This is a genomic window from Mycolicibacterium sp. CBM1 (assembly GCF_054073305.1).
Genome location: NZ_JBSXPP010000026.1, coordinates 14,620 through 41,059 on the forward strand (window position 1 = coordinate 14,620; position 26,440 = coordinate 41,059).

Annotated in this window: 23 protein-coding genes and 1 tRNA gene; 7 read left to right on the plus strand and 17 right to left on the minus strand. The window is 64.6% G+C overall.

What is annotated here, in order from left to right:
• Positions 1–46 precede the first annotated feature (46 nt).
• The 8 genes from atpB to fadD1 all read right to left on the minus strand — a co-directional run bounded on the left by atpB (position 47) and on the right by fadD1 (position 7,636).
• The gene (gene atpB / locus ACXDF8_RS24840) at positions 47–802 is read right to left on the minus strand and encodes a F0F1 ATP synthase subunit A (RefSeq protein WP_457225929.1); all 756 of its coding nucleotides are present in this window, start codon (positions 800–802) and stop codon (positions 47–49) included.
• Positions 803–810: 8 nt separating this feature from the next.
• Positions 811–1,311 carry an ATP synthase subunit I gene (locus tag ACXDF8_RS24845; RefSeq protein WP_457225930.1) on the minus strand — a complete coding sequence of 167 codons (501 nt, stop codon included), beginning with the start codon at positions 1,309–1,311 and terminating at the stop codon, positions 811–813.
• Positions 1,312–1,548: 237 nt separating this feature from the next.
• The gene (locus ACXDF8_RS24850) at positions 1,549–2,742 is read right to left on the minus strand and encodes a glycosyltransferase family 4 protein (protein ID WP_457225931.1); all 1,194 of its coding nucleotides are present in this window, start codon (positions 2,740–2,742) and stop codon (positions 1,549–1,551) included.
• A 46-nt stretch (positions 2,743–2,788) separates the two neighbouring features.
• Positions 2,789–3,442 carry an L-threonylcarbamoyladenylate synthase gene (locus tag ACXDF8_RS24855; RefSeq protein ID WP_457225932.1) on the minus strand — a complete coding sequence of 218 codons (654 nt, stop codon included), beginning with the start codon at positions 3,440–3,442 and terminating at the stop codon, positions 2,789–2,791.
• Positions 3,439–4,482, minus strand: a complete 1,044-nt coding sequence (prmC, locus tag ACXDF8_RS24860; protein WP_457225933.1) for a peptide chain release factor N(5)-glutamine methyltransferase — start codon at positions 4,480–4,482, stop codon at positions 3,439–3,441. Before prmC ends, ACXDF8_RS24855 begins: the two co-directional genes overlap by 4 nt.
• Positions 4,483–4,490: 8 nt before the next feature.
• Positions 4,491–5,561 carry a peptide chain release factor 1 gene (gene prfA / locus ACXDF8_RS24865; RefSeq protein WP_457225934.1) on the minus strand — a complete coding sequence of 357 codons (1,071 nt, stop codon included), beginning with the start codon at positions 5,559–5,561 and terminating at the stop codon, positions 4,491–4,493.
• A 97-nt stretch (positions 5,562–5,658) separates the two neighbouring features.
• Positions 5,659–5,889, minus strand: coding sequence for a 50S ribosomal protein L31 (rpmE, locus tag ACXDF8_RS24870; protein ID WP_457225935.1), 231 nt, complete (start codon positions 5,887–5,889; stop codon positions 5,659–5,661).
• A 172-nt stretch (positions 5,890–6,061) separates the two neighbouring features.
• The gene (gene fadD1, locus ACXDF8_RS24875) at positions 6,062–7,636 is read right to left on the minus strand and encodes a fatty-acid--CoA ligase FadD1 (RefSeq protein WP_457225936.1); all 1,575 of its coding nucleotides are present in this window, start codon (positions 7,634–7,636) and stop codon (positions 6,062–6,064) included.
• Positions 7,637–7,811: 175 nt separating this feature from the next.
• Between fadD1 and ACXDF8_RS24880 the strand changes: the two genes are divergently transcribed.
• A complete protein-coding gene (locus tag ACXDF8_RS24880) occupies positions 7,812–8,435 on the plus strand; it encodes a TetR/AcrR family transcriptional regulator (RefSeq protein ID WP_457225937.1) in 624 nt (207 codons plus the stop codon).
• Between the two features lie 3 nt (positions 8,436–8,438).
• On the opposite strand, the gene ACXDF8_RS24885 is transcribed toward ACXDF8_RS24880, so the two are convergent.
• A complete protein-coding gene (locus ACXDF8_RS24885) occupies positions 8,439–9,047 on the minus strand; it encodes a maleylpyruvate isomerase family mycothiol-dependent enzyme (RefSeq protein ID WP_457225938.1) in 609 nt (202 codons plus the stop codon).
• A gap of 62 nt (positions 9,048–9,109) precedes the next feature.
• On the opposite strand from ACXDF8_RS24885, the gene ACXDF8_RS24890 reads away from it, so the two are divergent.
• Positions 9,110–9,547, plus strand: a complete 438-nt coding sequence (locus ACXDF8_RS24890) for a MarR family winged helix-turn-helix transcriptional regulator (protein WP_457225939.1) — start codon at positions 9,110–9,112, stop codon at positions 9,545–9,547.
• Between the two features lie 27 nt (positions 9,548–9,574).
• Positions 9,575–10,384, plus strand: coding sequence for an RsiV family protein (locus tag ACXDF8_RS24895; protein WP_457225940.1), 810 nt, complete (start codon positions 9,575–9,577; stop codon positions 10,382–10,384).
• Positions 10,385–10,412: 28 nt separating this feature from the next.
• Here ACXDF8_RS24895 and rho read toward each other — a convergent pair whose 3' ends face one another.
• From rho to argS, 6 genes are all read right to left on the minus strand, one after another.
• The gene (gene rho / locus ACXDF8_RS24900) at positions 10,413–12,353 is read right to left on the minus strand and encodes a transcription termination factor Rho (RefSeq protein WP_457225941.1); all 1,941 of its coding nucleotides are present in this window, start codon (positions 12,351–12,353) and stop codon (positions 10,413–10,415) included.
• Between the two features lie 274 nt (positions 12,354–12,627).
• A complete protein-coding gene (gene thrB / locus ACXDF8_RS24905; RefSeq protein WP_457225942.1) occupies positions 12,628–13,593 on the minus strand; it encodes a homoserine kinase in 966 nt (321 codons plus the stop codon).
• A gap of 13 nt (positions 13,594–13,606) precedes the next feature.
• Positions 13,607–14,683 carry a threonine synthase gene (thrC, locus tag ACXDF8_RS24910; protein ID WP_457225943.1) on the minus strand — a complete coding sequence of 359 codons (1,077 nt, stop codon included), beginning with the start codon at positions 14,681–14,683 and terminating at the stop codon, positions 13,607–13,609.
• Entirely contained in the window at positions 14,680–16,002 is a 1,323-nt protein-coding gene (locus ACXDF8_RS24915; protein WP_457225944.1) for a homoserine dehydrogenase, read from the minus strand. Before ACXDF8_RS24915 ends, thrC begins: the two co-directional genes overlap by 4 nt.
• A 3-nt stretch (positions 16,003–16,005) precedes the next feature.
• A complete protein-coding gene (gene lysA / locus ACXDF8_RS24920; RefSeq protein ID WP_457225945.1) occupies positions 16,006–17,424 on the minus strand; it encodes a diaminopimelate decarboxylase in 1,419 nt (472 codons plus the stop codon).
• Positions 17,421–19,073, minus strand: a complete 1,653-nt coding sequence (gene argS / locus ACXDF8_RS24925; protein WP_457225946.1) for an arginine--tRNA ligase — start codon at positions 19,071–19,073, stop codon at positions 17,421–17,423. Before argS ends, lysA begins: the two co-directional genes overlap by 4 nt.
• Positions 19,074–19,208: 135 nt before the next feature.
• Between argS and ACXDF8_RS24930 the strand changes: the two genes are divergently transcribed.
• From ACXDF8_RS24930 to ACXDF8_RS24940, 3 genes are all read left to right on the plus strand, one after another.
• Positions 19,209–19,281, plus strand: a tRNA-Arg gene (locus ACXDF8_RS24930).
• A 230-nt stretch (positions 19,282–19,511) separates the two neighbouring features.
• A complete protein-coding gene (locus ACXDF8_RS24935; RefSeq protein WP_457225947.1) occupies positions 19,512–19,883 on the plus strand; it encodes a hypothetical protein in 372 nt (123 codons plus the stop codon).
• A 116-nt stretch (positions 19,884–19,999) separates the two neighbouring features.
• The gene (locus ACXDF8_RS24940) at positions 20,000–23,110 is read left to right on the plus strand and encodes an SIR2 family protein (protein WP_457225948.1); all 3,111 of its coding nucleotides are present in this window, start codon (positions 20,000–20,002) and stop codon (positions 23,108–23,110) included.
• 285 nt (positions 23,111–23,395) lie between these two features.
• Here the strand turns inward: ACXDF8_RS24940 and ACXDF8_RS24945 are convergent, their stop codons facing one another.
• Positions 23,396–24,310: a nucleoside triphosphate pyrophosphohydrolase gene (locus ACXDF8_RS24945; RefSeq protein WP_457225949.1), complete on the minus strand. Its 915-nt coding sequence runs from the start codon at positions 24,308–24,310 to the stop codon at positions 23,396–23,398.
• Between the two features lie 163 nt (positions 24,311–24,473).
• On the minus strand, positions 24,474–25,004 hold the full coding sequence (locus ACXDF8_RS24950; RefSeq protein WP_457225950.1) for an AAA family ATPase: 531 nt from the start codon (positions 25,002–25,004) through the stop codon (positions 24,474–24,476).
• A 115-nt stretch (positions 25,005–25,119) separates the two neighbouring features.
• Here ACXDF8_RS24950 and ACXDF8_RS24955 point away from each other — a divergent pair, with 115 nt between their 5' ends.
• On the plus strand, positions 25,120–26,403 hold the full coding sequence (locus tag ACXDF8_RS24955; RefSeq protein ID WP_457225951.1) for an IS256 family transposase: 1,284 nt from the start codon (positions 25,120–25,122) through the stop codon (positions 26,401–26,403).
• Positions 26,404–26,440: the final 37 nt, after the last annotated feature.

Below are 26,440 nucleotides of genomic sequence, written 5' to 3' on the forward strand. Positions count from 1 at the left end.
GGACACCTACCAGGTGAGTGGGTGGTCCTTAGGTCGAACACGTCTATCAGTGGTGATCCTCTTCCAGTTCCATCGACTGGCTGAAGTACAGGATCGTCAGCAGCGCGAAGATGAACGCCTGGATCAGACCGACGAACAAGTCGAAGGTCTTCCAGATCGCGTTGGGCGCCCACATGATGTAGGGCGGGAACAGCGCGATCAGCGCCACCATGATGCCGCCGGCAAAGATGTTGCCGAAGAGTCGCAGCGACAACGAGATCGGCTTGGCGAGCTCCTCGACCAGGTTGATCGGGGCGAGGAACGCCACGTGACCCTTGAGCAGCTTCACCGGATGGCCGAGCACACCGCGTCGCCAGATACCGGCAGCGTGGTAGCAGAGGAACACGAACAGCGCCAGGGCCAGCACGAAGTTGATGTCGGCGGCGGGAGGCTTGAGCAACTCGTGCGTCGCCCCGTCGGCGGTGCCGTACTGGACCGGCAGGACCGAGATCCAGTTGGCGACGAGAATGAAGATGAACAGTGCCACCGCCAGCGGCAACACGAACGGTGCCACCCGCATACCAATCGCGGACTCGATCTGACCGCGCATCTGGGTGGTCAGCGCCTCCCAGAGCAGCTGGACGCCGCCGGGCACGCCGGTCGAGGTGACCTTGGCGCGCAGCACGAACGCCAGCGCGATGACCACGATCGCGGCGATCGCCGTCGCCAGGATCGTGTCCACATTGACCGTCATTCCGAGCCAGGTGGCCGTCTGGTGGTGGCCGACCTCGATCGCGGCCTCGGCGAGGATCCGTTCACTCATTTCGGTGTTCAATCCTTCGGTGCTTCGTCTACGGAATCGGAGACTGCGGTGCCTGCGGTCGCGTTGGCACCGGCGGCTTCGCCATCAGGTTCGATTTCGCTGCCAGTGCGAATCTTCTTCCACACGGGCAGCGCTGTGCTCAAAACCAGCAAAACTTGGAACAACGCCAACCCGAACAGGACACCGAGGCCCTGCGGGCGGAAGAGGAACGCGATGGTCAGGCCGATCGCGGTGATGACCAGCAGCCGCGTCGCGGAGTTCAGCGCCATCTTGCGCTTGAGCGGGTGGTCCCCGGCGGTGATCGACTCCACCGAACGCTGGACCAGCACCGCGTTGAGCAGCCCCAGCCCGAGGCCGATGCCGAAGAACACGCCGAACATGATGTGTCCGGCCACCGCGGCGAGCACCACCACGAGCGCGGTCAGCGCAGAGCAGATAGCGAGCAGCCGAACGGGCCGAAAGGCAACGGACGGAAACACCAACGGCGCATCTTGCGCTGGTGTCGTCACAGGTTCACCTCAATCTTGCGTTCGCGAGAGCCGGTCGAGTGATCTTTGCGCGGTGGCCCGCCGAGCGTATCGGAGGGCGTCAGACGCGCTGGAATCACCCGAGGGGCAGCTCCCTTTGTCGGTCGTAGATCGGCGCCGATCGGGAGTGACTCCGATGGGCCGGGCCGGCAACCCGCGAGGTTTCTTCGGGGTTCTGCCAGCACCGTACCACATGGTAGGCGGCCCTAAACCCGTCTACTACTTACTGTCGTAAACTCCCTCGAAATCGTCGTCTCGACGTCGCAGCAGCGGTATCAACGTGACCACTACGGCGACGACGATCGCCGCGAGCATGACCGCTCCGGTGTAGCGCGGATCGAAGAAGATCGTGCTTGCCGCACCGAGCGCGACGATGCCGACCCACAGATAGATGAGCAGCACCACCCGGCGGTGGGAGTGACCGATCTGGAGCAGCCGGTGATGCAGGTGCATCTTGTCCGGACTGAACGGACTCTGCCCGGCCCGGGTACGCCGCACGATAGCCAGCAACATGTCGAGCGCGGGTACGAACATGACAGCCACCACCAGCAGGAAGGGCGAGAGCAGGGCAAAAACGTCGCGCGCACCGTAGGCGCTCTGCGAAATGGGGCCGGCGGCGGTCGTGGACGCCGCTGCCAGCATCAGGCCGATCAGCATGGACCCGGAGTCCCCCATGAAGATCTTGGCGCGATAGAAGTTGTGCGGCAGGAAGCCCAGACACGCGCCGGCGAGCACCACCGAGATCACCGCTGGCGGGTAGAACAGCACGTCGCCGCTGTGGTCGCGGAGCAGGCCGACCGAGAAGATGCAGATCGCCGACGCGGTGATCAGGCCCAGACCCGCCGCCAGTCCGTCGAGGCCGTCGACGAAGTTCATCGCGTTGACGATCGAGACGGTCAGCGCCAGCGTCAGCAAGATGGACGACACCTGGTCGAGCACGATGGTGCCCACGCCCCCGATGGGGATGTAGAGCACGCTCCACGCCACCCCCATGGTGACCAGCACGCTGGCCGCCGTGATCTGGCCGGCGAACTTGGTCAGCGCGTCCAGCCCCCACCGGTCGTCGATGAGGCCGATGAGCATGATCAGACCACCGGCGACCACCACGGCGGGCATGCCGGAGGAGTAGATGAAGCCTCGGGTCAGCGCAGGCAGCTGAGAGGCGACGAAGACGGCGGCGACGACGCCGAGGTACATCGCGAGTCCGCCCATGCGCGGGGTGGGCTTGATATGGACGTCGCGCTCACGGGGGTAGGCGACCGCACCCAACCGAGTGGCCAGCACCCGGACCCACCCGGTGGCGAAATAGGTGATGATCGCGGCGGTCAGACCAACGAGGGCCAGCTCACGCAACGGAACACCGGCGCCACGGTCGGACAGTGCGAGAAGCTGGATTCCAGTGCCGCTGACCATTTCCACATGAACCTACTTCAAGAACCTGGGAACCCGAGGGTCCCGATCAGGTAGTCAGCGATGCCGCGTCGGTGCCCAGCACGTCGGCGATCGCTGCCACGCTGATAGGTCCTTCGCGCAGGATCCGCGGGGTCGAACCGGTCAGGTCGACGATGGTGGACGCGGCCTGTTCCGGCGAGGTACCGGCGTCGAGGTATACCTGCACCAGATCGCCGAGCTGGCGCTGCGCCTCTTCGGCGGTGGTCGCCGGAGGCCGTCCGGAGACATTGGCGCTGGAGACTGCCATCGGGCCGACCTCGCGCAGCAGTTCGATCGCAACGGGGTGCAGCGGCATCCGCAGCATCACCGTTCCTCGGGCGTCCCCGAGGTCCCATTGCAGCGATGGCGCCTGCTGCACCACCAGGCTCAGCGCGCCAGGCCAAAACGCCCGGATCAACTCGCGGGCACTGTGCGGCACCGAGTAGACCAGGCCTTCGATGGTGTGCCAGGACCCGACGAGCACGCCGACCGGCATGTCGCGTCCGCGGCCCTTGGCGGAAAGCAGGCTCGCGACGGCCGCGCTGTCGAAGGCGTCGGCCCCGATGCCGTAGACGGTGTCGGTCGGCATGACCACCAACCTGCCGCTCTTAACGGCAGCCGCCGCCGCGATGATCGCGTCGGCGCGCTGGGTGGCATCGGCGCAGTCGAACACTTGGGTCACGCTGGCTCCTCCATATTGGGTCGGCCCCGGCTTCCCCTGTCCTCCGCCGGCGCTGGCGCGCCAACTTCGGCCGGCCTCGCCGAGCCTCCCTCCATATTGGGTCGGCCCCGGCTTCCCCTGTCCTCCGCCGGCGCTGGCGCGCCAACTTCGGCCGGCCTCGCCGAGCCTCCCCCTATCCTGCGGGCGGTGACGAACCGCGGCCGACCGGCCAGATCGCGGTGCGGCGTGATTTCGTCGAAAAGCGTTGTGGCAGAGACCGTTTCGGTGGTCCTCTCGGACGTGGTGTCGTCGTGTTCGACGGCCAGCAGTCCGCCCGGCCGCAGCCAGCCGCCGGCGAGTCCGACGATCGGCGCGATGAGCGCCATGCCGTCGTCGCCGCCGAACAGCGCATGCGCCGGGTCGTGGTCGGCGACTTCAGGTTCCAGGACTGCCCCGGTGGGGATGTACGGCGGATTGGATACCACGAGGTCGACCGTACCGGTCAGCGCGGCAAGCAAGCCGGGGGCAGTGACGTCGGCGCGCACCAGTTCGACCGTCGTCGCTTCGGCGTTGCGCCGCGCGTAGCTCAGCGCGGTGTCGTCGTCGTCGACCGCGATCACCCGGGCCTGCGGCCAGCGCCTCGCCAGCGCGATGGCCAGCGCGCCGGACCCGGTGCACAGGTCCACGATCACCGCACGGTCCGGTAACCGTTGCGCCAGAGCCCATTCCAGCAGCGCTTCGGTCTCCGGCCGCGGGATGAACACTCCCGGCCCGACCCGCAGGTCCAGTGGGCCGAAGGCGGCCGAGCCGGTGATGTGCTGCAGCGGGATGCGACTCGACCGCGCGGCGACCGCCTCGTCGAACCGGCGGAAGAAGTCGCCGCCGGGCGGGTCCATGGTGACCAGGCGGCCGCGGTCGATGCCGGCCAGATGCGCTGCGAGCAGCTCGGCATCGATACGCGGCGAGCTGATCCCGGATTCGGCGAGGACCGCGGTGGCCGTGTCGATGGCCTGCCGCAGGCGCAGCCGGCCCGTTGCTCGGTCCTCGCCCGCTCCGGTCATCCGCCGGGTCATGCCTGCTGCAGTCGTGACTGCTTGTCGGCCTCGGCCAGCGCGTCCAGCAGGGCGTCCATGTCGCCGTCGAGCACCTGGTCGAGGTTGTGCGCCTTGAAGTTGATCCGGTGATCGGCGATCCGGTTCTCCGGGAAGTTGTAGGTGCGAATCCGTTCGCTGCGGTCGACGGTGCGGATCTGACTGGCCCGGTCGGCCGAGGCGTCGGCGGACGCCTGCTCCTCGGCCAGCGCTTGCAGACGTGCCGCCAACACCTGCATCGCACGTGCTTTGTTCTGCAACTGCGAACGCTCGTTCTGGCAGGTGACGACGATGCCGGTGGGCAGGTGAGTGATGCGCACGGCGGAGTCGGTGGTATTCACGCCCTGGCCGCCCTTGCCCGAGGAGCGGTAGACGTCGATGCGCAGATCGGACTCGTCGATCGCCACCTGCTCGACCTCTTCGGGCTCCGGATAGACCAGAACACCGGCCGCGGAGGTGTGCACCCGGCCCTGAGATTCGGTGACCGGCACGCGTTGCACTCGGTGCACCCCGCCCTCGAACTTCAGCCTCGCCCACACCCCGTCAGCGGAATCGCCCCTGCTGCGGATCGACAGCGTGGCGTCCTTGTAGCCGCCCAGGTCACTGGTCGTCTCGTCGAGCATGGTCACGATCCAGCCGTGCCGTTCGGCGTAGCGGACGTACATCCGGGCCAGGTCGGCGGCGAAGAGCGCCGACTCCTCGCCACCCTCCCCCGACTTCACCTCGAGCACCACGTCGTCGGCGTCGTGCGGATCGCGCGGGGACAACAAGTCGGTGAGATGCCCGTCGAGCTCGGCCACCCGACCCTCCAGGTCGGCTACCTCGGCGGCGAAGGACGCGTCCTCAACCGCCAGCTCGCGAGCCGCCTCGAGATCCCCGCGGGCCGTCTCCAGCCGGCGATAGGTCGTGACGATCGGAGCCAGTTGGGCAAACCGGCGTCCCACCCGGCGTGCGTTGCCCGCGTCGTTGTGCAGCTCGGGGTCGGACAGCTGACGTTCGAGGTCGGCATGCTCGGCGAGCACGGCGTCAATCGCCATCGCTTGCGTCATCCCACTCCTCCTCGGTGAACCTCAACTGTGCCCGAAACGCAGACCGACGCCCGGCCTCTCGCTGGAAATCGCGACAGATCGGGCGTCGGTGAGGCAGCTATTTGTCGGCCGACTCGGCAGTCTTACGCTTGCCGTAGCGCTTCTCGAAGCGGGCCACGCGACCGCCGCTGTCGAGGATCTTCTGCTTGCCGGTGTAGAACGGGTGGCACTGCGAGCAGACCTCGACGACGATGTGACCGCCGTCCTTGGTGCTGCGCGTGGTGAAGGTGTTGCCACAACCGCAGACCACGGTGGTCTCGGCGTAGGCGGGATGAATCCCAGTTTTCATGGTTTTCCTCTTCATTCGGTGGTCGCCGGGTCGCCCGAGTGTTCTCCCTGCTAATCGGGCGTGAACCGGTACCTGAGGTGGTCGACGGTCTAGTATGCCAGCTCGACCGTCACCTGCCCAAACGCCTCGTTGGCACACCCTATTCCTGACCCGGTGGTGCGCCGGGCGCCGATCAGCTGACGTCGTAGCGCCAAGCCCGCGCCGGACGCGCCCAGACCACACCTTTTGCTGGGTTGGCGCCGTACCCGATGAGTTCGCGCTTGAGCACCTTGTTGGTCGCGGTGGACGGCAGAGCGTCGGTGATCCAGACATACCGCGGCCAGGCCCTGGGCGAGAGGTCGGACTGCGCGGCGAGGAATGCCGCGAAGGCCGCCGGGGCCAACTGGGCGTCGTCGGCGAGCACGATCGCAGCCATCACCTGGTCGCCGACGTGCTCGTCGGGCACGGCGTACACCGCGACCTGACTGACCTGCGGCAGCCTCAGAATGATGCGCTCGATGGGGGCGGCAGCCATGTTCTCGCCGTCGACCCGCATCCAGTCCGCGGTCCGACCGGCCAGGAAGATCCAGCCGTCGGCGTCGCGGTAGCCCAGGTCACCGGACCAGTACATGCCGTGCCGCAGACGCTCGTCGGTGGCGGCTGCGTCGTTGTAGTACCCGCCGAAGAGACCGCCCCCGGTGGCGTTGACGATCTCGCCGATCGCCGCGTCCGGATTGGCCAGTGCCCCGTGTTCGTCGAACTCCGCTGCCGGGCATTCCTGCAGCGTCTCCGGGTCATAAATCGCCACACCAGGAAAGCCTCGCCCCACCGAGCCGGGCGGGCAGTCGTCCTCGCGGGTGATGATCACCGCGCCCTCCGTGGATCCGAAGCCATCCCACACCGTGCAGCCGAAGCGCCGGCCGAATTCGGCGATGTCCCGGTCGGTGGCCTCGTTGCCGAACGCCACCCGCAGGGGATTGTCGTGGTCGTCGGGATGCTCGGGGGTGGCCAGCACATACGCCAACGGCTTGCCGACGTAGTTCATGTAGGTGACGCCGTAACGGCGCAGATCCGCCAGCAGACCCGAGGCCGAGAACGTCGCCGGGGCCATCGCCGCGCCTGCGCTCACCGCCACTGCCCAGCCGGCCATCAGGGCGTTGGAGTGGAACAGCGGCATCGACAGATAACAGACGTCGGCGGCGGTGATGGCGAACCGCTCGACGAGTGCCACACCGGCGAAGGGCACCATCATGTGTGCTACCTGGACAGCCTTCGGCTCTCCGCTGGTACCCGAGGTGAAGATGAGCATGAACGTGTCGGTGGGCGTGACCTCGCGGTGCGGTGTCAGTTCGCCGGCGTCGGCGAGGAGTTTCGACCAATCATCGGAGTCCATGTCGAGAACCTCGACACCAGGTAGGTCCAGACCGTCGAGCAGGGCCCGGTGAGCGGTGTCGACCAGCAGGAGTTGGCAATCGGCCTTGACGATGTCGCGGGCCAACGCATCCCCGCGGCGGGTGTTGTTCACCCCGCACAGGACGTAGCCGCCCAGGCCTGCCGCCGCCATCGCGGTGAGCATCGCCGGAGTGTTGCCCAGCAGGGCACCCACATGCAGCGGCCGGTCACGGTCGGCGAGGGCGATCAGCGCCGCCGCCTGCCGGGCGGCCTCGTCGAGATGCTCGCGCCAGGTCCAGACCCGCTCGCCGAACATCACCGCGGGCGCCGGATCGGTGCAGCGCTCGCGAAGCAGTTGCTGGACGGTATCTGCCACGGATCCCCCGCCTTTCGTCATCCCGCTCGTGTGGCGGTGGCTTCGGTCACAATAGAAGCGCAGTGTAAACAGAACGACGAATCTGTCTACCTATCCGACGAGCACCCGGTCCACCGATGTTTGAAAGGATGTCGGCATCGAGACAGTCGGGTCGACACGAGGAGGGACGACCGAGGTGACCGCCAGCGTCCACACCGATGGCCAGAGCGCGGCGAAGTCGGTCCGGGAACGATTGATCGACGCCGCCGAGGCTTGCCTGCGGGCCAAGGGAATCCGCGCGACTACGGTGTCGGAGGTCGCCGAGGCCGCAGGGGTGTCACGCGGCTGGCTCTACCGGCACTATCCCGACAAGGCGTCGCTACTGGGCGCCGCGGTCGTCCGTCTGAACAACGCGTTCTGGACCGAGTCTCACGAGATTCTCTCGAGGATCGACAGCTTCGAGGAGCAGCTGGCCGTAGGGGTGCGGCTGGGCCGCAGTGCCTACGACTCCCCCGGCGCACTGGTCATGCAATTGCGCCGCGACGAACCCGATGAGTTCGCGGCGTGCGCCGGCGCCGGCGTCCAGGGTTTGGTGCCCGATCTCGGTCGCTTCTGGCGGTCCTACATCGAGACGGCCCGTGATCGCGGTGAGATCCATAGCGACACCGACCTCGACGAGGCGGCCGAGTGGGTGGCGAGAATCCAGATCAGCCTCGGTACGGTGCCCGGCGAAACCTTCAACCCCGATGATCACGACGCCGTGCTCCGCTTCATGCGACGCTACGTCCTGCCCGGATTGCGGAGCGCGCCGCAGCCCTAAGGTTCAGTCGCGGCGATGCGGATCGCTCTCGACCGCGCCGGGCCGGCACCTGCCGGCGAGCATGAGCAGGATGTCGCGGATCGGCGCCCGCACCTCTTCGCCGCGGCCCACGGCGAAGTCAGCGTCGGTGGCGACCAGCCGCATGCCCTTGACCGTAGCGGCCGGATGCATGGGAAATCGCATGCGCCACAGGTGATTCGCCGCCGCGACCGCGGCGGCCAGCGGTACTGGCCGGTCGATGCCAAGCGGAATCGTGATGTCCTGACCGTGCACCAGCACGTCGGTCAGCGGGTCGACGGGCCGGGTTCCGAGGATGCGCTTGCGCGATCCAACCATGGCGCGCAGGGCCGCCACGATCTCCGGCTGTGACCGGGCGTCCCCGGTCGCGAGGCGATCGATCATCGGGTCGAACCGAAAACCGGACTTCAGCGCTTCGCGCATCATCCGCCCAGGGCTCATGTGGGAATGCGCGAGGTGCGCGGCGACATGGCGCACCTGCCATCCCGCGCACAACGACGCGGCGGTCCACTGTCGCGCGGGGAGCGCTTCGAGCAGGTCGGCGAGCTCCGCGCGCTGATCATCGATGGTGCGCCAGATTTCGTCAGCGTGCACAACCCATCCTTTGGTCAGTTTCACTGACTAAAATAGACAAGCTCTCGCACTAAAGTCAACTCATGGCCGACGACGCGCCCAGTACCCCCACCTTGATGTTCATCGCGCATCGCGCCGCCGAGGCACAGGTGATGACCTCGCTGAGCACAGTCGATGGCAGCGACATCACCGTTGCTCAGGCGCGGCTGCTACAGCGCATGAACGCCAACGGAATTCGCCTGACCGACCTCGCCCAGCAGGCCGGTGTGACCAAGCAGACGGCCGGCGCGCTGGTCGATCAACTCCAGGCTGCAGGTTACGTCGTGCGCACGCCCGATCCCGCGGATGCCCGGGCCCGCCTGGTCGTTCTGAGCGACACCGGTGCGGCGTTGTGCCGGGCGGCAGCCGCCGAGGTGGCACAGGTCGAGCATCGTTGGCGAAAGCATTTGGGCGCCAAGCGTTATCAGGAGCTGCGGGCCGCACTGGTGGATCTGCGCGAAATCACCGATCCCTACCGCTGAGGGCGGGGGCCTGAGACAATGCCGAACATGGGCACACGCAGCCGCCGGGGGGCGCTCCCGATCGCAATGTTGGTCGCCGGGCTCACCGCATGCGGTGGTTCAGCGCAGACTCCGGCAAGTTCGTCGCCCCCGGTCCCGACCGCTGCCGCTACGTCCGCGACGGCGTCCGCCGCACCGTCGACGGCGGCTCCCGCCAGTGGAACTTCCAACGGCGCGACGTACTCGGTCACCCGTTCCTCGGCCGGGGACGCCACCGCCGACGGCAGAGGCCGCTGGAACCTCGTTGTCGACACCATTACCGGCGGCGATCCTCGAGTTTCCGAAGCCTTCAACAACTCGGTGCACTCCTCGGCACTGGGACAACTCATCCCAGTCAAGCGCGACGCCGACCCCGACGGCACCTGGACGTTCGACACCGAACCGCAGATCTTCTTCGGGAAGGCGTCGGTGTCGGAACTGATCACCGGCCTCTACGTACACGTGCCGGCCGCTCACCCGACCACCTACGTCAGCACTGTGGTGATCGACTCGCGGTCGGCCAAGCCCATCACCCTCGCCGATCTGTTCACCGACGAGCAGGCGGGCCTGGAGCGCCTGTCCCAACAGACCAAGGAGATTCTGCCGACGGTGTCAGGCGTCGGGCCGACCCCCATGCCCGACGAGCCGGGCAATGCGCCGACGGAGAAGAACTTCGAAAACTGGATACCGACGCCGGCCGGAGTGGAGATCCACTTCGCGGACTACCAGTTCTTCCACGGATTACCGACGATCACCGTGCCGTGGGCAGCGCTCGATGATCTGCTGGCACCCCGGATGGACGCGCTGCGCGCGAGCTGACTGCGGCGCGTATCGAGGGCAGCGGCCGTCAGTCGGAATCCATCGCGCCGGCGGGGCCGCCGGGCGCTGTCTTGGAGACCTGGACGAGGAACTCGTAGTTGTTCTTGGTCTTACGCAGCTGGCTCATCAGCAGGTCGATGGCCTGGTGGCTGTCCAGACCCGAGAGCACCCGGCGCAGCTTGTGCACGATCGCGAACTCGTCGGGGCTCAGCAGCAACTCGTCCTTGCGGGTGCCGGACGGGTTGACGTCCACGGCCGGGAACACCCGACGCTCGGCGATCTTGCGATCGAGCTTGAGTTCGGCGTTACCGGTTCCCTTGAACTCCTCGAAGATCACGGTGTCACCGGTGGAGCCGGTCTCCACCATGGCCGTCGCGATGATCGTCAGCGAGCCACCGTGCTCGATGTTGCGGGCAGCGCCCAGGAATCGCTTCGGCGGGTACAGCGCGGTTGAGTCGACACCACCGGACAGGATGCGCCCGGACGCTGGTGAGGCGTTGTTGTAGGCACGTCCCAGGCGCGTGATCGAATCGAGCAGCACCACCACGTCCTTGCCCTGCTCCACCAGCCGCTTGGCCCGCTCGATGGCGAGCTCCGCGGCCTGCGTGTGGTCTGACGGCGGGCGGTCGAAGGTGGAGGCGATGACCTCACCCTTGACCGAGCGCTGCATGTCGGTGACCTCTTCAGGTCGCTCGTCGACCAGAACCACCATCAGGTGGCATTCCGGGTTGTTGCGGGTGATCGCATTGGCGATGTCCTGCATGATCGTCGTCTTGCCGGCCTTGGGCGGCGACACGATCAGGGCTCGCTGGCCCTTGCCGATCGGCATGATCAGGTCGATGACGCGCGTCGTCAGCTTCTCGGACGTCGTCTCCAGACGCAGCCGCTGATTCGGGTAGAGCGGGGTCAGCTTGCCGAATTCGGGACGGTTTCTGGCCGCGTCCACCGGACCGCCGTTGACGCTGTCGAGGCGCACCAAAGGATTGAACTTCTGGCGCTGGTTGCTCTGATCGCCCTCTTTGGCCACTCGCACGGCGCCGGTGACCGCATCGCCGCGGCGCAGGCCGTTCTTGCGAACCATGTTCATCGAGACGTACACGTCGTTCGGGCCGGCCAGGTAGCCGGACGTCCGCACGAACGCATAGTTGTCTAGGACATCGAGAATGCCGGCGACGGGCTGGACGACGTCGTCTTCACGCAGCTCGGACTCGTTGCCGCCGCCCTCGCCCGGGGTGCGTTCTCCGCGACGCCGACGATCACGGAACCGGCGGCCCCGGCGGCCCTGCCGGTCGTCGTCGTCCTGATTGTTGTCGCGATTCTGGTTGTTATCGCGGTTCTGCTGGTTGTCGCGGTTGTTATCGCGATTCTGGTTGTCGCGATTCTGGCCCCGGCCACCCTGCTCAGCCGGTTCCCGACCCTGGTCAGCGTTCTCGCGCTTGTCCTGGCGGGGCTCGGGCTTCTCATCGGACTTGGCTGCCTCGGGAGCACGGTCCTGATCGGACCGGTTCTCCGGCGACCCCGCCTGCTGGTCGGCGGCTTCCGCGCCGGCCGCCCCGGCGCCGCGGGTGGCCGTCCTGCGCTCCCGACGACGCGGTGCGGTCCCGTTGGGCTCCGCGGCAGGCTCGGCAGGGGTCTGCGCAGCGGGCTCGGCAGAGGCCTGCGCAGCGGGCTCGGCAGGGGCCTGCGTGGGCTTCTCGGCGGCGCCGTTCGCGTCACTGCCGCCACCGTTCTGACGTTCCTTGATCGCCGCGATCAGGTCACCCTTGCGCATACCGGAGGTTCCCTTGACGCCAACACGGCTGGCCAGGGCGCGCAGCTCGGGCAGAACCATCGTCGACAAAGACCCGCTTGCCGCGCTCGCGGTCGCTGCAGGCTTTGCCTCGGCGGCCGAAGGGCGTTCAGTTGTCACGGCGGGCGCCTCCGTCTGTGGCGCGCTGTCTCCAGCCGTGAAGAGGTCCGTATCGGTCACGGATTTCCTTTCTTCCCTCGCCGTTTCGTCGTGGCAAGGGGTTCTGGCATTCAGCCGATTCGCTGAATGCGAAGTCTCACCGTCGTCTGCGTCAACGTGATCGCCGGGATTCGCGACTACAAGGCGAACCGTCAGTCAACGAGTTGAACACGAGAAGAATTGGTGGTCGTCCTAGCCTTGGCGCAGGTGAAGACGCTGCGATTACCTGGACGGCACCGAGGATAGCCCCCTTCACGGCCGGAAAGCAAGAATTCGCCGCCGGCGCGTTGGTGACTCAGCCGTGGACCGCGACACCGGAACGCCAGCGAACAGCCTCGCCGACGCCCATTTCACGCACGGAGAACCCGTTGGCGGCGCCGAATTCCACGACCTCGGCCGGCAGCTCCGGGCTGGTGCTGAGCGCCAACACGGACGGACCGGCTCCGGAGAGAACCGCCGGTACTCCGCAACGCCGCAGCATCTGCAGGTATTCCGCCGAGACCGGCATCGCCGGTGCACGCTGCGGCTGGTGCAGCGCGTCCTCGGTGGCCGCCATCAGCAAGTCGGGGCGCTCGGTGAGCGCGACGACCAGCAGCGCCGCCCTGCTGAGGTTGAAACGCGCCGCCTGGTGACTGACCTGCACCGGCAGCAGCACGCGTGTCTCCGCCGTGGACGATCGCACCTGCGGAACGGCCGAAAACAGGTGGATCTCGGGATGAAGCCGGACCCGGGCCGCGGCATAGCGGGGCGCGCCCGAATCCGCCGGATCCGCCGGGTCCGCCGGGTCCGTCCAGGACACGACGGCCCCACCGAGTACCGAGGCCGACGCGTTGTCCGGGTGGCCCTCGAACTCCGACGCCAGCTGAATCAGCTGCGCCTCGGTGAGCGGTTCTAGATCTGCTTGCGCCAGAAGGCCATTCGCTGCGGCAAGGCCACCCACGACCGCTGCCGCAGAGGAACCGAGCCCACGCGAGTGCGGAATAGCGTTGTGGCAGCGGACCGCCAACCCCGATGCCTGCGCGCCACCGGCCACCAGCCCCCGCTGCAACGCCCGGACCACCAGGTGCTCGGGTCCGAGCGGGACCTGGCCGGCACCCTCACCCTCGACCTCGATGAGCAATCCGGCGTCGGCCGTTGCGACGAGGACTTCGTCGTAGAGCGCCAGCGCGACACCCAGGCTGTCGAAGCCAGGGCCCAAGTTCGCGCTGGAAGCCGCGACGGTCGCACTTGCCGTCAGTCCGGGGGGCAGGTTCAGCGTCACCGCAAGTCCGATCTCAGCCCAGGCCCAGCTCGGCCACGACGGCACCCGGATCGACTGGCAGCGCATTGACGGTCGGCATGCCCTTCAATGCGGTGTCGGGATCCTTGAGGCCATTACCGGTGACGGTGCACACGACCGTCGAGCCGGGCTTCACCCAGCCATCCTCGACGGACTTGAGCAGCCCCGCGATGCTGGCCGCCGACGCCGGTTCGACGAATACGCCCTCGGATGCCGCCACCAGGTGGTAGGCAGCCAGGATCTCGTCGTCGGTGGCGGCCAGAAACCGTCCGCCGGACTCTTCTTGAGCGGTCACCGCGCCGCTCCACGAGGCAGGCGATCCGATGCGGATCGCGGTGGCGATGGTTTCCGGGTGGCTCACCGGCGCGCCGGAGACCAGCGGTGCCGCACCTGCGGCCTGCGTGCCGAGCATGCGTGGCAACCGGTCGGTCAGTCCGTCGCGGTGGTACTCGGTGTAGCCCTTCCAATAGGCAGTGATGTTTCCGGCGTTGCCCACGGGCAGCGCATGGACATCGGGCGCAATCCCCAGGGCGTCGACGATCTCGAAAGCCGCGGTCTTCTGGCCTTCGATGCGAACCGGGTTGACACTGTTGACCAGCGAGATGGCCGGGTAGTCGGCGGTGAGCTTGCGCGCCAGTTCGAGACAGTCGTCGAAGTTGCCGTCGATCTGAATGATCTTGGCGCCGTGCATGACCGCCTGCGCCAACTTGCCCATCGCGATCTTGCCCTGCGGGATAAGCACCGCGCAGGTGATGCCGGCCCGCGCGGCGTAGGCGGCCGCCGAGGCTGAGGTGTTGCCGGTGGAGGCGCACAGCACGGCCTTTTGGCCGCGGGCGACGGCATCGGTGACCGCCATCGTCATCCCGCGATCCTTGAAGGAGCCGGTCGGATTGAGGCCTTCGACTTTCAAATACACTGTGCAGCCGGTCTTTTCAGACAGGCGCGGCGCGCTGATCAACGGGGTTCCACCCTCCAGGAGGGTGATCGGCGTCCACTCCGGCGCCACCGGCAGCCGATCGCGGTAGGCCTCGATCAGGCCCGGCCAGGGGGTGTGCACTGTGGTCGCGCTCATTCGCTGGTTCCCTCCAAGCGCAGCACGCTGTTGACGACCTGGACCGCTTCCAGGTCGGCCAGCGCGGCGACGGTTTCGGACAATGCGGCGTCGGTGGCCCGGTGGGTCACGACGACGATGCGGGCGCCACAGGGCTGGCCGCCGTCGTCGACGATCCCCTCCTGCCGGACCTCGGCGATGCTGACCTCCCGCTTGCCGAATTCGGCTGCAACCGAAGACAACACGCCCGGGCGGTCGCTGACCGTCATGCTGACGTAGTAGCGGGTGGGGATCATTCCCATCGGGGCGATCGGCAGCTGGGCATACTTGGATTCGCGCGGGCCACGCCCGCCCTGCACGCGATTGCGCGCGGCCATGACGAGGTCGCCCATCACGGCCGACGCGGTCGGCTTTCCACCGGCACCCTGCCCGTAGAACATCAGCCGGCCGGCCGCTTCCGCCTCGACAACCACGGCGTTGAACGCGCCGCTGACCGTAGCCAGTGGGTGGGTCAGCGGAACCAGCGCCGGATAGACACGCGCCGAAACACGTTCCTGGCCATCGGCATCGGTGATGCGTTCACAGATGGACAGCAGTTTGATGCTGCAGCCCAGAGCCTTGGCGGCCACGAAATCCGCCGGGGTGACATTGGTGATGCCTTCGCGGTAGACGTCGTCGGCGGTGACCCTGGTGTGGAACGCGATAGAGGCCAGGATCGCGGCCTTGGCCGCCGCGTCGTACCCCTCGACATCGGCGGTCGGGTCGGCCTCGGCATATCCCAACGCGCTGGCGTCTGCCAGAGCGGACGCGTAATCAGCTCCGGTGGAGGCCATTTCGGACAGAATGTAGTTGGTGGTGCCGTTGACGATGCCCGCCACCCGCAGCACCGTGTCGCCGGCCAGCGACTGAGTGAGCGGACGGATCACCGGAATGGCGCCGGCGACGGCCGCCTCGAAATACAGGTCGACGTGCGCCCGTTCGGCGGCCTGGGCGAGCTCGCCGGTCGACTGCGCCAGCAGCGCCTTGTTCGCGGTCACCACTGACTTGCCGCCTTCGAGCGCGGACAGGATCGCCTTGCGGGCGGGCTCGACCGGCCCCATCAGCTCGACGACGATGTCGACGTCGGCACGGGAGACCAGCTCTTCGACGTTGTCGGTGAGCATCCCGGCCGGAACGCCCCGATCATCGGCGACCCGCCGGACCGCGACACCGCGCAACTCCAGCGGCGCACCGATGCGCGCCGCCAGGTCCGGGGCACTCTCCTCGATGATCCGAACCACTTCACTGCCGACATTGCCCAGTCCCAGGACCGCTACGCCGACACCCGCGGGTGTACTCATTGGCTACCTCACTTCCAAACTCAACAGATCGTCGACGGTCTCCCGGCGCAGAATCAGGCGGGCGTGCCCGTCGCGCACGGCCACCACGGCAGGGCGGCCGATCAAGTTGTAGCGGCTCGACATGGAATAGCAGTAGGCCCCGGTGGCGGCCACCGCCAACAGGTCCCCGGGCCCGACGTCTCCTGGAACCCACGCGTCGCGGACCACGATATCGCCGCTCTCGCAGTGCTTTCCGACGATTCGAGCCAGCACCGAAGGCGCCTCGCTGGCGCGTGACACCAGCCGGACGTCGTACTCGGCGCCGTAGAGCGACGTCCGGATGTTGTCACTCATCCCGCCGTCGACACTCACGTAGCGCCGCGACCTGTCGGCCCCGACCACCACGTCCTTGACGGTGCCAACCTCATAGAGGGTGATCGTGCCCGGCCCGGCGATCGCCCGGCCGGGTTCGACGGCCAGTCGCGGGACAGGCAGGCCGACAGCGGCCGACTCGTTGCGCACGATGGCCGTGAGCTTGGCCGCAAGATCCTCGACGGGCGGCGGATCGTCTTGCGGCAGGTACGAGATGCCCAAACCGCCGCCGAGATCCACGGTTGCGATCTGAGCGGTCTTATCCACCCCGAATTCGGTGACGACCTCGCGCAGCAGACCGATCACCCGTCGGGCCGCCAGCTCGAATCCGGCCACGTCGAAGATCTGTGAGCCAATGTGACTGTGCAGACCGACCAGACGAAGGTGATCGGCGGCAAAAACGCGACGCACCGCTGCCATGGCGGCGCCACTAGCGAGCGACAGTCCGAACTTCTGGTCCTCGTGAGCGGTCGCGATGAACTCGTGCGTGTGCGCCTCGACGCCGACCGTGATCCGGATCAGGACGTCCTGCACCACACCGGCCTCACCGGCGATGAGATCGAGGCGATCGATCTCGGTCATCGAATCCAGCACGACATGGCCGACCGCGGACTTCACGGCTGCGGTGAGCTCCTGAACCGATTTATTGTTGCCGTGGAAGGCGATCCGCTCGGCAGGGAACCCGGCATGCAGCGCCACCGCCAGCTCACCGCCGCTGGCGACGTCCAGGCATAGCCCCTCCTGGTCGACCCAGCGCGCGATCTCGCTACACAGGAACGCCTTGGCGGCGTAGTGCACGTTGCGGCCTCCACCGAAGGCGGCAGATATCTCGCGGCAGCGGCTGCGGAAATCGCCCTCGTCGATGACGAACAGGGGTGTGCCGTATTCGGCGGCGAGGTCCGTCACGGGCACACCGGCGACGACAACCTGACCCTCGAGAGCCCGGACAAGGTTGCGCGGCCACACATTCGGCGCCAGAGCGAGTGTCTCAGCCGCGGTCTGCGGACGTGGCGGGGCGCCGCCGTGGTGGATCTCCTCGGCGTGGCGGGGACCGGCCGGATGAACGTTCACATCCGCTCCGGCGCTGACACACCCAGAATGCTCAGACCGTTGGCGATGACCTGGCGGGTCGCCGCGCACAGCGCCAGCCGCGCCCGGTGCAGGTCGGTCGGTTCCTCATCGCCCATCGGGAGGACGCGGCACGAGTCGTAGAAGCGGTGGTAGTCGCCGGCCAGGTCTTCGAGGTAGCGACAGACCCGATGGGGTTCACGCAGCGCGGCCGCGGACTCGAGCACCCGGGAGAACTCACCGAGGTTGCGGATCAGCGTGCCTTCTTTGTCATGAGTGAGTAGTTCCAGGTGTGCCGTGTCGGCAGACAGGCCGAGGTCGGCCGCGTTGCGTGCCAGCGCGGAGAGCCGCGCATGCGCGTATTGCACGTAGTAGACCGGGTTTTCGCTGGACGCCGACGACCACAGCTGCAGGTCGATGTCGATCGGGGTGTCGACCGAGGAACGGATCAGCGCGTAACGCGCGGCGTCGACGCCGATGGCCTCGACCAGATCATCAAGGGTGATGACCGTGCCGGCGCGCTTGCTCATCCGCACCGGCTGGCCGTCGCGCACCAGGTTGACCATCTGACCGATCAGCACCTCGACGGTGTCAGGGTCGTCGCCGAGTGCGGCGGCGGCGGCCTTCAGGCGCGCGATGTACCCGTGGTGGTCGGCACCCAGCATGTAGATGCAGAGATCGAATCCGCGTTCACGCTTGTCGAGGTAGTACGCGAGGTCGCCGGCGATATAGGCCGGCTGACCATCACTCTTGATGACGACACGATCCTTGTCATCGCCGAATTCCGTTGTGCGCAACCAGGTTGCGCCGTCCTTCTCGTAGATGCTGCCGGTCTGACGCAGCTTGGCGATGGCCTGCTCGACCCGCCCGCTGGTGTGCATGGAATCTTCGTGGGTGAAGACGTCGAAGTTCGTGCCGAAGTCGCGCAGCGACGCCTTGATGTGGTCGAACATCAGGTCCACGCCGATCGAGCGGAACGTCTCGCGTTGCTCGTCGCCGGACAGGCTCAGCGCGTCGGGCGCCGCTGCCAGCACCTGGGCGGCGATGTCGCCGATGTAGTCACCGGCGTAGCCGTCCTCGGGGGTGGGCTCACCCTTGGCCGCGGCGATCAGCGAGTTGACGAAGCGGTCGATCTGGGCGCCGTGGTCGTTGAAGTAGTACTCGCGCACCACGTCGGCGCCTTGGGTGCTCAGCAGTCGGCCGAGTGCGTCGCCGACGGCGGCCCAGCGGGTACCGCCGATGTGAATGGGTCCGGTCGGGTTGGCCGAGACGAACTCGAGATTGATGTTCTGACCGTCGAGCAGACGCGTGCGGCCGTAGCCGGATCCGGCCTCGAGCACATTACGGACGATGACACCCTGCGCCGAAGCCTCGATCCGCAGGTTGACGAAACCCGGGCCGGCGACCTCTGCCGATGAGATTCCGTCGGCCTCGGTCAGTGCGGCGGCCAGCCAACCCGCCAGCTCGCGGGGGTTCGCCCCCACCTTCTTGCCTAGCTGCAGGGCGAGGTTCGTCGCATAGTCACCATGCTCCTGATTGCGCGGACGCTCGACGGTGACGGTCGCCGGCAGTGCGGCGGGGTCGAGGTCATGCGCGGTGAGCACCGCGGCTGCGGTGGTCTTGAGCAACTCGGCGAGGTCGGCGGGTGTCACGAGGGTTCATCCTATGGTCTGCCGTGGTCAGACCCCGAATCCATATCCCGGGGGCAGGCGGCCACTGATGGCGTGGGACGAGCAGTCGTCCGGATGCGTTAGGCTATCGGAGCCCGATGGCGCAGCGGTACGTGCGCCCCCGTAGCTCAGGGGATAGAGCGTCTGCCTCCGGAGCAGAAGGCCGCAGGTTCGAATCCTGCCGGGGGCACTCAGGTTAGTCCAGCTCGGACCTAGTTTTTCGCGAACGGTCGAGAAGTCGTGCCATCCACGTGCCATTTGGCTGCGCGCCGGAATATCGGTGAAGTTTCAAAACTAAGCCGAGAGGATAACCTGGGAAACAACACCAGCTTGGGGTGCTACGCTTCGGGACGTAGAGTTCATCGCTCTGCGAGCTTGGGCTGGCGCGCCCCGCATCGCCCGACCGAACAGAGGTGTCTCATGGCGACATTGGCTCTGGCCTCGACGGCAACAGTTCAGAAAGCCGACCTCGATCTTAGCTCCTCCACGCTTGCGACGGCGGATGTAGACGATCTCATTTTTACTCTGCGTGCAGTGCGCGAGTCGCACGCTAGTACTGTCCCCATAAACGTCGAGCTTGAAGGCACTTCGACCTCCGTACTGCTGTGGGCACGCTCCGCTGCGCGGATCATGGATTCCGACGGCGACGCGTACTGGGTGCTGGATGCTCGGGTGAGCGATGTAGTTTCGGCCGAAAAGTGGACGAGCAGTTTGAATACTCGGTGCGCGCTCTTGGTGCCGATTGATGCGGCGACTGACACGCCCTCTTCGTGGTGCTACCTGGTCGACTGAAGCCACAGAGGCTAGCCCATATTCGGAGCCTCTTGATTGCTTGAAAGTCGTCGGCGCGCAAGACTCACTCGCCGTTACGCGTGTATTAGTGAGCCACATCAGCTATAACGTCAGGCATGGTGCCAGAGGGGCTTGTAGCCGCCGTTCGCGACAATGAGTTGATTGTGGTTTGTGGAGCGGGAATAACAGCGGCGACCGCGCCAAGTTCGCCGTACGGATCGTGGCGAAGTTTGCTCGAACACGGTATCCAAACCGTGGTCGACTACGACAACCGTGAAGCCGAGTGGGCGGAGAACGTTCGGAAGTCTATAGAGCTCGCACGGCACCCGAGTGACTATGTCAACGTCGCGGAAAGCGTGACGATCCGGTTAGGTAAGCGGAACTTCCCACGGTGGCTCACGGAGACAGTCGGGAGCATAAGTCCGGAAAAGCCCGAACTCATCGAAGCTATCGCTCAGCTCTCAGCGCCAATTGCGACCACAAACTATGACACATTAGTTGAGCGTGTCACCAATCGAGATGCGATCACCTGGCAGAATCCCGATAACATGCACCGGGCGCTGGCCGGCAAGCTTCGGGCGGTAATGCACTTACATGGCGTCCATCTTGAGCCAAAAACGGTCGTATTCGGCTCTCAGAGCTACGGCAAAATTTTGGAAAACAACGGCGCACAATCAGTTCAATGGCTACTTGCCGGCGGAAAGACCCTGCTCTTTGTTGGCGCAAGCGGAACGCTGGAAGACCCCAATCTTGGAAAGATGATAGATCGTATCGACGAAAGCATTCAAGACTCGACTATCACCCATTACATGATTTGCAGAGAATCTGACCGTGACAACCTGCTAGATCAGTACAGAGACACTCCGATCTCTGTTATTTCCTTTGGCTCCGACAACTACGATGACTTGCCAACATTTATTCAAGAGATTGCCACGTTGGCGCGAAAAAAAAAAGATGAAATAAGTCCCATCAACTATAGGTCCGCGGCGCAAATGGTTTTGATCGAGAAAGTTCAGAACCAGTCGGTTATAGCACTTGATCAGAAGACGCGTAGTGACGATCTGTCGACTTTCGTGATACCGCCAGTATTGCTAGCAGCGCCTCACGATACGGTGATCGCCGCGCTTGACGACTACACGCCAGGTGAAAGCGACATACGCGCAGACGCCGAAAAGGATGCGTCCAGCCACGACGTCGTTGTTCTCGTGGGCGAGGAAATAAGCGGAGTAACCACCGCTCTGGAATGGTTCGCGCTGAAGCGCGCCGAAGTAGATAACACGGCCATCCCCATATTTTTAGAATATGGCGAACTCATGTCGTGGACACGCAGCCTAGACAGGCTAATACGACGGAGTATATCGGATTACTGTGATATTCCGCCACGGGAACCGTTGAACAATATCGTGCTAGCCATAGACGATGTAGTCCCGATCCCTGGCGACAGGAAATTTGAGCGTTTAATTGATGACCTCAGAAGCGAATGGATCACAGCCGCCTTTTTGAGCTGCTCTCTAGGCTCAGAAGCCGACTTGACAGCCGCTCTTCAGGCGCGTGGATTCAATCCACTAGTGCGATATACTGGTCATCTCACCCGACGCGATGTCTTTAAATTGACTAGGCTAGCCGTCGATGATGACGCCCGCGCGGAGGCAATGGCGGAGAAAATTTTCGACACGCTCGGCGCAGAAGGCCTTCCAAAGACCGCGTGGCATGTCACGTTGCTTCTAGATATCTTTCTCCACACTACTCTAACCATTCAGTCGCTTTCGTCCGCATCGTTGCTCGACCAATTCGTCAACCTATTGTTGGGTCGCGAATTACTCGAGGACTCGCGCTTGTCGATCGACGCCAGGGATCGAGAGGCGATTCTCAGCGCACTGGCTTCCTTGTACGCGCGAAAAAGGATGGCCGCTCTTCCCGAGACCGAGGTCGTCGAGCTATTTTCGAAGTTGTTCGAGGAGTTCGGATGGGACGAGAGTCCGACCGCGATGCTCGAATCATTGAAAAAGCGCCACATCCTCGCGAGCAGAAAAGGCGACCGCAAGGAGATCGTCAGGTTCGCGCAGCCAAGTTATCTCTACCTTTTTGCTGCAAAGCAAGCAAAGGAGGATATCGGATTTAAGGAGAGTCTTCTCGAAGATCCCTTGGTATATTCCAAGATCATTACCCATTACACCTCTCTAGTTCGAAGCGATGAATGGGTCCTCACGAAAATCCATGAGCTGTTAAAAGAAGCGGAAGGCAGCGTCGGGCAAGCCGCAATTTTCGGCCCGAAGCCTGCGATTGAGTCAGAAATGACGGTGTCTGCCAGCCTGAGTGCTCTGATTGAACGCGCAACGAACGACGAGGGCCGGCCACAGAATGACGATAAGGACGACGAAGACGAGTCGGAAGGTGACGAGGACGACCTCGACGATGATGAAGACGACGAGGACGAACTGGACAGCGACTTGGCCTACATTTTCGACCACGCCATGTCGCGAAGTAGCGATCCATTTCCGACACGGAGCATTAAGGATGCCCCCCAGATTCCAAAAGCGTTGGCAGCACTTTCGCTTGTTTCGATGGTCCTTCGTGATTCGGAACTCGTTCGAAACATGACGCTTAAGGTGGAAATCCTTACCAAGACCTTGCGCCTGTGGGCAGATATGATCTACTCACTCGAACAGGACCAGAAATTTGTTGAAATGGGCGTGACTCTCGCAGATCAAGTTGCCGATGCGCTGAACAAGAGTGAGACGGAGAAAGCGAACATCATTGCTGAAGTGAAGACGAACTTGCCTGTTGTCTTCACGACTAACGTGATGGTGAACTCGTTGGCTTCGAAGAAACTCGACAAAGCCCTGCAAGAATGCTTTGAAACTGCTCTTGACAATGAGCGTGATAGTGCGATCTTGACAGCCATTCTCACCTGCGCTGTGGAAACGAAGAGCTGGACATCCAACTTTGCAAAAGTGGGTGCAAAATACAGCGATAGCCTAGCAGTTTCAGACCTCATGTTTAAACTTGCATACCACTACTATATACACGAGAAATTGAGTGCAGATCAACGCGCCGATTTGGAGAAGTTTCTACAGTCGGTCCTCAAACAAGCCAAGAAGAACGCGGCCAAATTTATCGACCATCTTCGCGGAGAGCGGGCAAGAAAATTGTTGCCCAGAAAGTCTCCGAGGAGAAAGAAGAAAGGCGACCTGTCTCACACGGACGGCTCGCCTAACGCCGAATGAAGCCAGCAGACGATCGGACTCGTACCGAGCTGCATCGGCCAGCTTTTCATTCAGCGGTAGACGCGCGTAGCGCCACGATCCGCCTCTGCCTCGCAGTCTCTCTTTCGCTTCGCGGTCGTCGTCGGGACAGCGCGCTAGTCACTTCGCCTCCTTGGCTGTGAACACTGGCTGCAGAGAGAAGACGCTGGCCGTTCGAGGCGAGAAGCTGCGGCGAACACAGGGGGTACCCCCCACCCTTGCGTCGCGCGCTAACGCGGCCCGGGTGCAGCGTCCGAGGCGTGCAGGTCAAGCAATTGGAAGGGACCGGGCCTTCGCTACGGCGTCCGCTCGAAGGCGCTTCAACGTGGGATAGAAACGGTTATGCGCGTTCCCGTGAATATTGAGCGGCACGTCTAGATTGGCGATCAATTCCTCTTCCAGCAGCCAGGGTTCTTGCTGGACGACCCACGAGACGATCGCGTTGGCGGACATCCATGCGCTTAGGGCGGCCTCGCCCGCTGGGCCAAATGTGAGTCTTGTGCCTGATCCGACCCGTCGTAGTTCGATGCCGAGTTCATCGCCCAGGAGTACACCGAGCGTCTTGCGCAGCGTGGACCCTGCCGCGTTCCCGGTGTAGTGGTATCGAATGCGGTGATACAGGCTCTGGCTGCTGGGAGGCTTGCCGCTTGATGGTGGCCGGCTTGGGCTAATTCCGGTGTAGAGCAGGACGAGCCCGTCGCGTGTCTGGCACTGGGTTGTGTCGATGAGGGCCGGTACTCGCCGGAACCACCATCCGTAATTTCCGGGCCGTTTCGGAACCGGACAGGGACGGTGCAGCACTTCATCCCGGCCGTAATAGCGTGCGTTGAGCAGGGTGTTAAGCTCGGCGACTGCGCCTATTGACAGCCATACCTTGTCGCGGAATCCCCCAAGTTCAGACCGTTTGGTCGCTGCTGCATGCAGCATGTCGTCCAGTGTGTGTCCTTGCGACGCAGCGATGTTGATCAGAACCTCTAGGACATCGGCGGCTTCTCTGAGGACGGCTGTGGGTGTGTCGGCTTGCCGAAGTCCTTCGGTTTCCTCGTCCAGTTTGTCGAGGAGGGCAGCCCGATATGCGTTGTCGTCGAGCGTCTTAACGTCGGGTTTGCGGCCCGAAGCGGCAATGGTGGCCGGAATCCCCTCTCGGACCAACTTGCCCATCGCGTCGGAGTTGCTCGCCATACTCTGATCCATGTTCCCGCAGTTCTACTCGATGTTAACGACCGCCACCAAGGTCGCGTCGTCCGTGGTTGTTCTGTCCGTCCGCAACCCGCCCCCTTAAGGGGGTGCGTACGGGACGGACGGTGGGCGCGGCAACTGAACAATCGACTTGATCGCGGTCATCTCAGGCCGCCCCCCGAAACTCTGACGAATTCCACACACGGACTGCATGACTGATGGTTTCGTTGCTGAACGCAAACTTGTTGTCACGCAGGGTGCCGGCGGCAACATCCCGTGAACACCCGAACGGGATACCAAGAGCGGCCATCACATCCAGGCACTCCGCCACCTTGTTGCCCTTGTCCGCGACGACGCCGTGCTTCGTCGGCTCCGCATAGCGCCGTAGGACAAGCTTCTCGGGATGGCTCAAGCCCCGGCTCTTGTCCCGCGTCAGAACGATGTTGTTCCCGGTGCGCTTCATGATCCACGCCACGTCAACGTCGTCCCGCTTACCCGACGAGCCACGCGCCCCCTTGCTCGAATCATGGCCCTGGTGATCAAGACGCAGAACAGTACGGCCCTGACGCCGCAGCGGGATCAAGGAGTGAATGTAGAGGTTCTGCCAGGTATCCGCACTGTCCTCTTTGCCCTCAATGAACCGCGAGATGGTGTCGAGAACGATCAATTTCGGCTCGAACTCTTCGACAGCCCGCAACAGCTTCGCTCCTCCGGATTCAGTATCTAGCGGCGGGTGTCGGCGGCAAGGGACTGTGGAAGTAACGGTGTTTCCGGCACTGACACGCTGAGCGATGCTCGGCGAGAAAGGTGCCGTGATGACGACACTGGAAGATGTGGCGAAGAAGAAGGCGGCTGAGCAGTCCGCAGCGCAGAAGGCTGCGGTCGAGCTGGTCCGACTAGCACAGGAACAGGGCCTGTCGCTGACCGGGCCCGACGGGCTGCTCAAACAGCTGACCAAGACGGTCCTGGAGACCGCACTCAATGAGGAGATGACCGAGCACCTCGGGTATGAGAAACACGACCCGCCCGAGGCGGGGTCGGGCAACATCCGCAACGGGACCCGCACCAAGACGGTGCTGACCGACACCACCGGCCCGGTCGAACTCGACGTGCCGCGCGATCGGGCATCGACGTTCGAGCCCCAGATCGTCAAGAAACGTCAACGCCGACTGTCCGGGGTCGATGAGGTGGTCTTGTCCTTGTACGCCAAAGGGCTTACCACCGGGGAGATTTCAGCGCACTTCGCCGAGATCTACGGGGCATCGGTGTCCAAGGAGACGATCAGTCGCATCACCGACAAGGTCATCGAGGAGATGAACGACTGGTCGGTGCGGCCCCTGGATGAAACCTACGCTGCGATCTTCATCGACGCGATCGTGGTCAAGGTCCGCGACGGCCAGGTCGCCAACCGGCCGTTCTACGCGGCCATCGGGGTCACCCTGGCCGGGGAACGCGACATCCTCGGATTGTGGGCCGGCACCGGCGGGGAGGGCGCCAAGTTCTGGATGAGCGTGCTCACCGATCTGCGCAACCGCGGCATCAAGGACACCTTCTTCGTCGTCTGCGACGGGCTCAAGGGACTGCCGGAGGTGGTGGGCAACGTATGGCCGCGGGCGATCGTGCAGACCTGCATCATCCATCTGCTGCGCAACACCTTTCGGCTCACCTCCCGCAAGTACTGGGACGAGATCAAGCGTGATGTGAAACCGATCTACACCGCAGTCAACGCGACTGCGGCCCGCACGGCGTTCGACGATCTGGCCCAGAAATGGGGGCAACGCTACCCGGCGGTGATCCGCCTGTGGGACAACGCCTGGGACGAGTTCATCCCATTCCTGGACTACGACGTGGAGATCCGCCGTGTCATCTGTAGCACCAATGCCATCGAGTCGCTCAACGCCCGCTACCGCCGCGCGATCAAAGCCCGCGGCCACTTCCCCTCCGAGCAGGCCGCCCTCAAGTGCCTGTATCTGGTCACCCGATCACTGGACCCGACCGGTGCCGGCAGGGCACGATGGACGATGCGGTGGAAACCTGCCCTGAATGCGTTCGCGATCACCTTCGCCGACCGATTCCCGGCAGCCGAAACCTACTGATCAAAACCGCCGGAAACACCGTTAACGAGATAGTCCC

What these genes read in the sequence shown, in the direction of transcription:
- thrC (WP_457225943.1), bottom strand. Translation starts at nt 14,683, where the DNA reads ATGAGCGCGACCACAGTGCACACCCCCTGGCCGGGCCTGATCGAGGCC.
- ACXDF8_RS24935 (WP_457225947.1), top strand. Translation starts at nt 19,512, where the DNA reads ATGGCGACATTGGCTCTGGCCTCGACGGCAACAGTTCAGAAAGCCGAC.
- prmC (WP_457225933.1), bottom strand. Translation starts at nt 4,482, where the DNA reads ATGACCGGAGCGGGCGAGGACCGAGCAACGGGCCGGCTGCGCCTGCGG.
- ACXDF8_RS24890 (WP_457225939.1), top strand. Translation starts at nt 9,110, where the DNA reads ATGGCCGACGACGCGCCCAGTACCCCCACCTTGATGTTCATCGCGCAT.
- prfA (WP_457225934.1), bottom strand. Translation starts at nt 5,561, where the DNA reads ATGACGCAAGCGATGGCGATTGACGCCGTGCTCGCCGAGCATGCCGAC.
- ACXDF8_RS24895 (WP_457225940.1), top strand. Translation starts at nt 9,575, where the DNA reads ATGGGCACACGCAGCCGCCGGGGGGCGCTCCCGATCGCAATGTTGGTC.
- ACXDF8_RS24850 (WP_457225931.1), bottom strand. Translation starts at nt 2,742, where the DNA reads ATGGTCAGCGGCACTGGAATCCAGCTTCTCGCACTGTCCGACCGTGGC.
- ACXDF8_RS24940 (WP_457225948.1), top strand. Translation starts at nt 20,000, where the DNA reads ATGGTGCCAGAGGGGCTTGTAGCCGCCGTTCGCGACAATGAGTTGATT.
- ACXDF8_RS24915 (WP_457225944.1), bottom strand. Translation starts at nt 16,002, where the DNA reads ATGAGTACACCCGCGGGTGTCGGCGTAGCGGTCCTGGGACTGGGCAAT.
- atpB (WP_457225929.1), bottom strand. Translation starts at nt 802, where the DNA reads ATGAGTGAACGGATCCTCGCCGAGGCCGCGATCGAGGTCGGCCACCAC.
- rpmE (WP_457225935.1), bottom strand. Translation starts at nt 5,889, where the DNA reads ATGAAAACTGGGATTCATCCCGCCTACGCCGAGACCACCGTGGTCTGC.
- ACXDF8_RS24945 (WP_457225949.1), bottom strand. Translation starts at nt 24,310, where the DNA reads ATGGCGAGCAACTCCGACGCGATGGGCAAGTTGGTCCGAGAGGGGATT.